The 6,372-nt window shown below is 73.7% G+C and carries 6 protein-coding genes; 5 read left to right on the forward strand and 1 reads right to left on the reverse strand.

The features are described from left to right. The 4 genes from EBH09_RS21240 to EBH09_RS21255 form a co-directional block, all read left to right on the forward strand. A partial coding sequence (locus tag EBH09_RS21240; protein WP_238697394.1) for a bacterial transcriptional activator domain-containing protein occupies positions 1-2,018 on the forward strand: 2,018 nt, incomplete at its 5' end. A 32-nt stretch (positions 2,019-2,050) separates the two neighbouring features. Continuing rightward, a complete protein-coding gene (locus tag EBH09_RS21245) occupies positions 2,051-2,800 on the forward strand; it encodes an A24 family peptidase (protein ID WP_193776463.1) in 750 nt (249 codons plus the stop codon). A 78-nt stretch (positions 2,801-2,878) separates the two neighbouring features. After that, positions 2,879-4,078 carry a cyclic dehypoxanthinyl futalosine synthase gene (gene mqnC / locus EBH09_RS21250; protein WP_121748567.1) on the forward strand — a complete coding sequence of 400 codons (1,200 nt, stop codon included), beginning with the start codon at positions 2,879-2,881 and terminating at the stop codon, positions 4,076-4,078. A gap of 14 nt (positions 4,079-4,092) precedes the next feature. Then, positions 4,093-4,692, forward strand: a complete 600-nt coding sequence (locus EBH09_RS21255; protein ID WP_121748568.1) for a hypothetical protein — start codon at positions 4,093-4,095, stop codon at positions 4,690-4,692. Positions 4,693-4,724: 32 nt separating this feature from the next. Here EBH09_RS21255 and EBH09_RS21260 read toward each other — a convergent pair whose 3' ends face one another. After that, positions 4,725-5,747, reverse strand: coding sequence for a chitinase (locus tag EBH09_RS21260; RefSeq protein ID WP_121748569.1), 1,023 nt, complete (start codon positions 5,745-5,747; stop codon positions 4,725-4,727). 198 nt (positions 5,748-5,945) lie between these two features. Here EBH09_RS21260 and EBH09_RS21265 point away from each other — a divergent pair. After that, positions 5,946-6,372: hypothetical protein (locus EBH09_RS21265; protein WP_193776451.1), on the forward strand; the 427-nt coding region annotated here is incomplete at its 3' end.

Genomic DNA, 6,372 nt, shown 5'->3' on the forward strand with positions numbered 1-6,372 from the left:
ACGCCCAGGTCTCCCTGCCCGAGCAGCGGCCCGCGCCCGGCCCCGCCAACCCCGTCACGCCCGCGACCCCGGCCCCCGCACCCGAGACCGGCCGGCAGCACGCCACCCCCGCCGAACAGTCCGGGCGCTCCTTCGGGCTCCCCGAGGCCCTCCTCGCCGCGCCTCTCCTTGCCGCCGGTCTCCTCGGCGCCCTCGGCCGCCGGCGCCGGCAGGCACTGTGGCAGTCGGCGCTCGGCAGTGTCGGCGGACGGCGCGGCATGGAGCCGCCGACGCCGACCGGCGACGCCCAGGACGCGCAGGACGCGCTGCTCGTCGGCGCCGACCCCGAAGGCGTACGCCTGCTGGACCGGTCGCTGCGCGGACTGGCCGCCGCACTCGCCGCCGAGTCGCGGCCGCTGCCCGTCGTGTACGCGGCCTGGATGAGCAGCAACGGCGACCTGCACCTCCAGCTCGCCCAGCCGGCCGGCAAGCCGCCGACGCCCTGGCAGCTCGGGCAGGACCAGACCTTCTGGATGCTGGCCCGAGCCGACGCCGAGGGGTACGAGGACGCCGACACGGCCGCGCCGTACCCGGGTCTCGTCAGTCTCGGCACCATGGACGAGTCCCGGCTGCTGCTCAACCTGGAGGCCGTACCCGGCCTCGTCTCGCTCAGCGGTACGGAGGCCGACCGGGCCGCCGTGTTCGCGTCGGTCGCCGCCGAACTGGCCACCAACGGCTGGTCGGACCGTATGACCATCACGCTCGTCGGGTTCGGGGAGGACCTCACGCCCCTCGCGCCCAACCGGATCCGCCATCTCGACGGGTTCGAGGACCTCTTCGAGACCATGTCCGCCGAGACCCGGCAGCGGCGCGGCGCGCTGGGGGCCGCCGGGCACGACTCCGTGCTCACCGGCCGTACCGGGCCCGCCCAGCACACGCGTTGGGCGCCGCACCTCGTCCTGCTGGCCGCCCAGCCGTCCGACGAGGACGCCCTGCGGCTCGCGGAACTCGCCGCCGACGCCAGCCGTCTCGGTATCGGCTACCTCGTCGGCACCGAGGGCGCCGATCTGCCCGGCGCCGCCTGGGAGATGGAGATCACCGGCGAGGGCCGGCTGCTCGCGCCGCTCCTCGGGCTGGAGCTGGAGGCCCAGTTGCTGCCGGCCGCGCAGCAGCGGGCCGTCGTCGAACTCTTCACCGACGCCGACCCCGAACGCGGGCCCGGCGGCCCGGCCAACACCCCGCCGTTCCTCGTCGACGTCAGCGAGCAGGGACGGCCCGCGGTGTACGCCCGTCTCGTCGGGTCGTACGAGATCATCGGCCTGGAAGCGCCCGACGGCGACCGCAGCGCCCAGCTCCACGAGGCACTCGCGCTGCTCCTGCTGCACCGCGAAGGCGTCCATCCGCGCGTGCTGGCCTCCGCGCTGTGGCCTCGTGGCGTGACGGAGGACGTGCGCGACGCGCTGCTGGAGCGGTTGCGGGCCTGGCTGGGCACCGACCCCGACGGCACGCCGAGGCTCGGCACCGACGCCGGCGGACGTCTCACGCTCGCCAAGTCCGTCGTCTCCGACCTCGACGTGCTGCGCTCCCTGTACTACGAGGCCACGCAGGGCCGGGGCGTGGACAGCCGCCAGGTGCGCGGACGGCTGCTCACCGACGCGCTGGTGCTGGTGCGGGGGCCGCTGCTCGCCGACCGGCCCGGGGGCCGCTACCGCTGGCTCACCCACGAGATCATCGACGCCCAGCTCCCGCTGCTCGTCGCGGACACCGGGCTGGCGCTCTCCGAGTTCCACCTGGAGAGGAACCGCGCGGAGAAGGCCATCGAGGCGCTGAACGCGGCGCTGCGCACCGCCCCCGCCGACGAGCGCCTGTGGCACGAACTCCTGCGCGCCACGCACGCCACCGACGACACCGGCCGGCTCCGCACGCTCGCCGCCGACCTCATCGGCCGCAGCGGTGCGCGCGGCCTGCCGCCGCGCACCGAGGCACTGCTCGACGAGCTGCTGCCGACCTGGCGTGACGGCGTCGCCGCCGCCGGGTGACCATCGATCTCCGGGTGAACGCCGACCTCCTGATGAACGTCGATCTCCTGATCGTTCCGATCGTCCTGGCCGCCGCGCTCTGGGGTGCGGCGGCCGGCGCGCTGCTGCCCCGCGCGGCCTACCGGTTCTCCGCCCCCTCGGGGGAGGCGTGGCGCGAACGGTGCCCGGACGGCGCGCATCCCGTCCGGGGCTGGCTCGGGCGAGCGCGGTGCGGGCAGTGCGAGGCCGGGGCCGCCTTCTACGGTCCCGGCACCGCCGTACCCGCCACCGTCACCGCCCTCGTCTGCGCCGCCCTCGCCGCCGCCACCGGGACCCGCCCCGAGTTGGCGGTCTGGCTGCTGCTCGCCCCGGCCGGCGTGCTCCTCGCGGTCGTCGACCTCCGGGTACGACGGCTGCCCGACCCCCTCACCCTGCCCCTCGCCGGTACCGCACTCGTCCTTCTCGGCCTCACCGCCCTCGTGCCCGAGCACGCCGGGGAGTGGACCACCGCCCTGCTGGGCGCCCTCGCCCTCGGCGCTGGCTACTTCGTGCTGTTCCTCATCAACCCGGCCGGCATGGGCTTCGGCGACGTGAAACTGGCCCTCACGGCCGGTGCGGTCCTCGGCTGGTACGGCTGGCCGACGGTGATGCTCGGCACCTTCGCCGGGTTCCTGCTCGGCGCGCTCTACGGCGGCGCCCTCGTCGTCGCCCGGCGGGCGGGGCGCAAGACGGCCATCCCGTTCGGGCCCTTCCTGATCGCGGGCGCCTTCCTCGGCGTCCTCGCGGGGGCCTACGCGGCCTGAGCACCGACCCGTGAAGGGCCTGGCGTACGCTGGGCAGGTCCGTCCACAACCCTTACGAACTCTGCGAAAGGGACGCCGGTGACCGAGAAGGCCGACCTTCAGCCCATCCTCGACCGCGCCGCCGCCGGTGGGCGGATCACCCCCGAGGAGGCGCTCGTCCTCTACCGCGACGCCCCGCTGCACGCGCTGGGCGCCGCCGCCGACGCCGTACGCAGGCGCAGGTACGCCGGTACCGAGCACATCGCCACGTACATCATCGAGCGCAACATCAACTACACGAACGTGTGCGTCACGGCGTGCAGGTTCTGCGCCTTCTACGCCGCCCCCAAGGACACCGCCAAGGGCTGGACCCGCGACCTCGACGACATCCTGCGCCGCTGCGCGGAGACCGTCGAGCTGGGCGGCACGCAGATCATGTTCCAGGGCGGCCACCACCCGGACTACGGCGTCGAGTACTACGAGAAGCACTTCGCCGCCATCAAGAAGGAATTCCCGCAGCTCGTCATCCACAGCCTGGGGGCGAGCGAGGTCGAGCACATGGCGCGGATCTCGAAGGTGTCGGTCGAGGAGGCGATCCAGCGCATCCACGCGGCCGGGCTCGACTCCTTCGCCGGAGCCGGCGCCGAACTGCTGCCCGAGCGGCCGCGCAAGGCCATCGCGCCGCTCAAGGAGTCCGGCGAGCGCTGGCTGGAGATCATGGAGATCGCGCACCGGCTGGGCGTCGAGTCGACCTCCACCATGCTCATGGGCACCGGCGAGACCAACGCCGAACGCATCGAGCACCTGCGCATGATCCGGGAGGTGCAGGACCGCACCGGCGGCTTCCGCGCCTTCATCCCGTACACCTACCAGCCCGAGAACAACCACCTGAAGGGCCGCACGCAGGCCACGCTCTTCGAGTACCTGCGGATGATCGCCATCGCCCGGCTGTTCATGGACAACGTCGCCCACATCCAGGGCTCCTGGCTCACGACGGGCAAGGAGGTCGGCCAGCTCTCCCTGCACTACGGCGCCGACGACCTCGGCTCGATCATGCTGGAGGAGAACGTCGTGTCGTCGGCCGGTGCCAAGCACCGCTCCAACCGGCTGGAGATCATCGACCTGATCCGCAAGGCGGGACGCGTACCGGCGCAGCGCGCCACGACGTACGAGCACCTCGTCGTGCACGACGACCCGGCGAACGACCCCGTCGACGAGCGCGTCGTGTCCCACATCTCGTCCACGGCCATCGAGGGCGGCACGGCCCACCCGGAACTGAAGCTGCTCGCCTCCAACTGAGGGCTGTCGCTTCCGTGTTGACGATCCACATCTGCGAAGCCTCGCCCGAGACGGCCGTCGTGGTCGACGGTGCGCGTCTCGCCGCCGTCGGCCCGTACGAGGCACTGGCCGCCGACCACCCGCGGGCGCGGGTGCGCCGGTGGCCCGGCATCCTGACGCCCGGACTGCTCAACCCGTACGGCCCGGAACTGCTGGAGCAGGCCTACCACCCCGATCCGCGTGAGGCGGACCGGCTGGGCACCGAGCCGATCTTCGGGGAGCGCGCGCTCGCCCTCCTCGGTGCGCATGCGTCCGCGCGGGGCGCCAGCGCGCGCCGAGGAGTACAGCGCATGCTGGCGCACGGAACGGTTGCCGTCGCCGGAGAGCTGCGAGGCCGAGCGGCCCTGGACGCGGTGCGCGGAGCGGGGCTCGCCGTGGGGGCGCGTCCGGCCACCCTGCCCGGGCCCGCGTCCTTCTCGCCGGTCCCGCTGGTGCTGCTTCCCGCACTCGCCGCCGGGAAGCCCGCCCGTTTCGCGGTGTTCGACGTACCCGACCGGGCCGCGCTCGTGCGGGACGGCGCGTCCACGTGCGTGGCCACCGTCGTGGGCGGCCGTCTGGTGTACCGGGGGCGCTGAGCGCGCGGTCCCACGGGGCTCGCCCGCCGGGCCTACGCGCCGAACGCCGCGCCGAACGCCCCGTCCTCCTGTTCCACGCCGCTGCACGTGGTGAGCGCGTCGGTGGCCGACGCGTCCTCGGCGCACCGCTTGTCCCGGAAGGCGGCCCAGACCGAGACCCACGCGATGCCCTTCTCCTCGGCGAATGCGCGCACCTCCGACGCGTCCGCGAGGGTGAAGGTCTCGCCGGCGACGTCGTTGACGCCGAGCATCGAGGTGAGCGCCATGCCCCGCCAGGCGTCCGCGTCCGAGGTGCCGAAGACCTCGCGGAACTGCGTGTGCGCGGCCTCGGCCGAGGTGAGGGCGTACTCGCCCATGTCGCCGTCGTAGGACTCCCCGTAGTTCATGGTCATGAGGTTGACCGTGTCGACCTGTACGCCGTGGTCGTTGGCGGACGCGAGCAGCGTCAGGGAGTCGGCGTCCAGGCCCGAGGGCATCACCGGGAGGGTGAAGGAGACCTCCAGGCCGTCGCGTTCCTCCTGGAGCAGCGCGATCGCCTCCGAGCGCAGGACTACGGAGTCCGTGTCGGTCAGTGCGCCGCCCTCGATGTCGAAGTCGGCCCGGGTGGAGCCGGCCGCGTCCAGGGCCTCGCCGTACGCCTGCGCCAGGTCGGCCGCGCTGCCGCAGGCCGCCGCCAGTTCCGTCCCGGAGGCTCCGCCGAAGGAGACGCGGACGTCGGCGCCGGACTCCTTCAGCTTCGCGACGCGTGCGGCGACGGAGGTGTCGTCGATGTCCTGGACACCGTTCCAGCGCGGGACGCAGTCGTCGCCGGAGGAAATGACGAACGCCAGGTTGTACGTCGTCGGGGAGCCGCCGGAGTCGGTCGCGGAGGCCTTGGTGGCGCTGACGTAGGGGGCGTAGGCGGTGACCGGCTCGGACGGCTCGGACGGTGCCGTGGTGGCCCTGTCCTCAGTGGCGCCCGTGTCGCCCGCGCCGTCGTCCTGCCCGGCGCAGCCCGCGGTGGCCAGGGCGAGCAGCAGGGCGCACCCGGCCGCCGCCTTCCGATATGCCCTCATGTGCGGCACGCTCCGTTCTCGCGTCGGACGTTCTCGTCGTCGGACGAGTGAACCTCTCACGCGTTGCTGGGGCTTTCATGAGGAAAGGGCGCGGTTTCCCGCCGTCTCACAGGGGGCGGACAGGCTGCGCGGCTTTTCACCGAGATCTCACAACGAGGTCAGAGTCGGCGGCAGGCAAAGCTCTCTAACGTCCGGGGCATGCAATCCGAGCCTGCCTTCGCCTCCCGCGCCGCGCCGCGCGGTCGCCGTCGCAAACGCGGCAACGGGTCCGCGGAAGGGCCCGTGTTCGTCGACAACTCCGGGCGCCGGGCCCGGCTGCTGCGCCGGCTGGGACTCCTCGTCGGCGTGGTCTGCGTCGGCTACGCGGCCGTCCTGGGCCTTGCCTTCATGGGCATCGGAACCTCGGTGTCCCCGTCCTCGCTGCTGCCCTTCGGGGGCGGCCAGGACGCCGGCCCGGGTCCCGGCGGCGGTGCGGGGCCGCAGGGCGGCCTGATGCCGACAGACACGCCACCCACCGGCGCGGCCACCCCGCCCACGGGCGGACCCAGCGGCGCGCCCACCGCATCCTCCGGCGCCACCGCCTCCGCCACCCCGAGCACCACCGCTTCCGCCCCCGCCAGTGCCG

The organism is Streptomyces sp. E2N166, from assembly GCF_003671715.1.
Taxonomy (GTDB): domain Bacteria; phylum Actinomycetota; class Actinomycetes; order Streptomycetales; family Streptomycetaceae; genus Streptomyces; species Streptomyces thinghirensis.

What these genes read in the sequence shown, in the direction of transcription:
- EBH09_RS21245 (WP_193776463.1), top strand. Translation starts at nt 2,051, where the DNA reads ATGAACGTCGATCTCCTGATCGTTCCGATCGTCCTGGCCGCCGCGCTC.
- EBH09_RS21260 (WP_121748569.1), bottom strand. Translation starts at nt 5,747, where the DNA reads ATGAGGGCATATCGGAAGGCGGCGGCCGGGTGCGCCCTGCTGCTCGCC.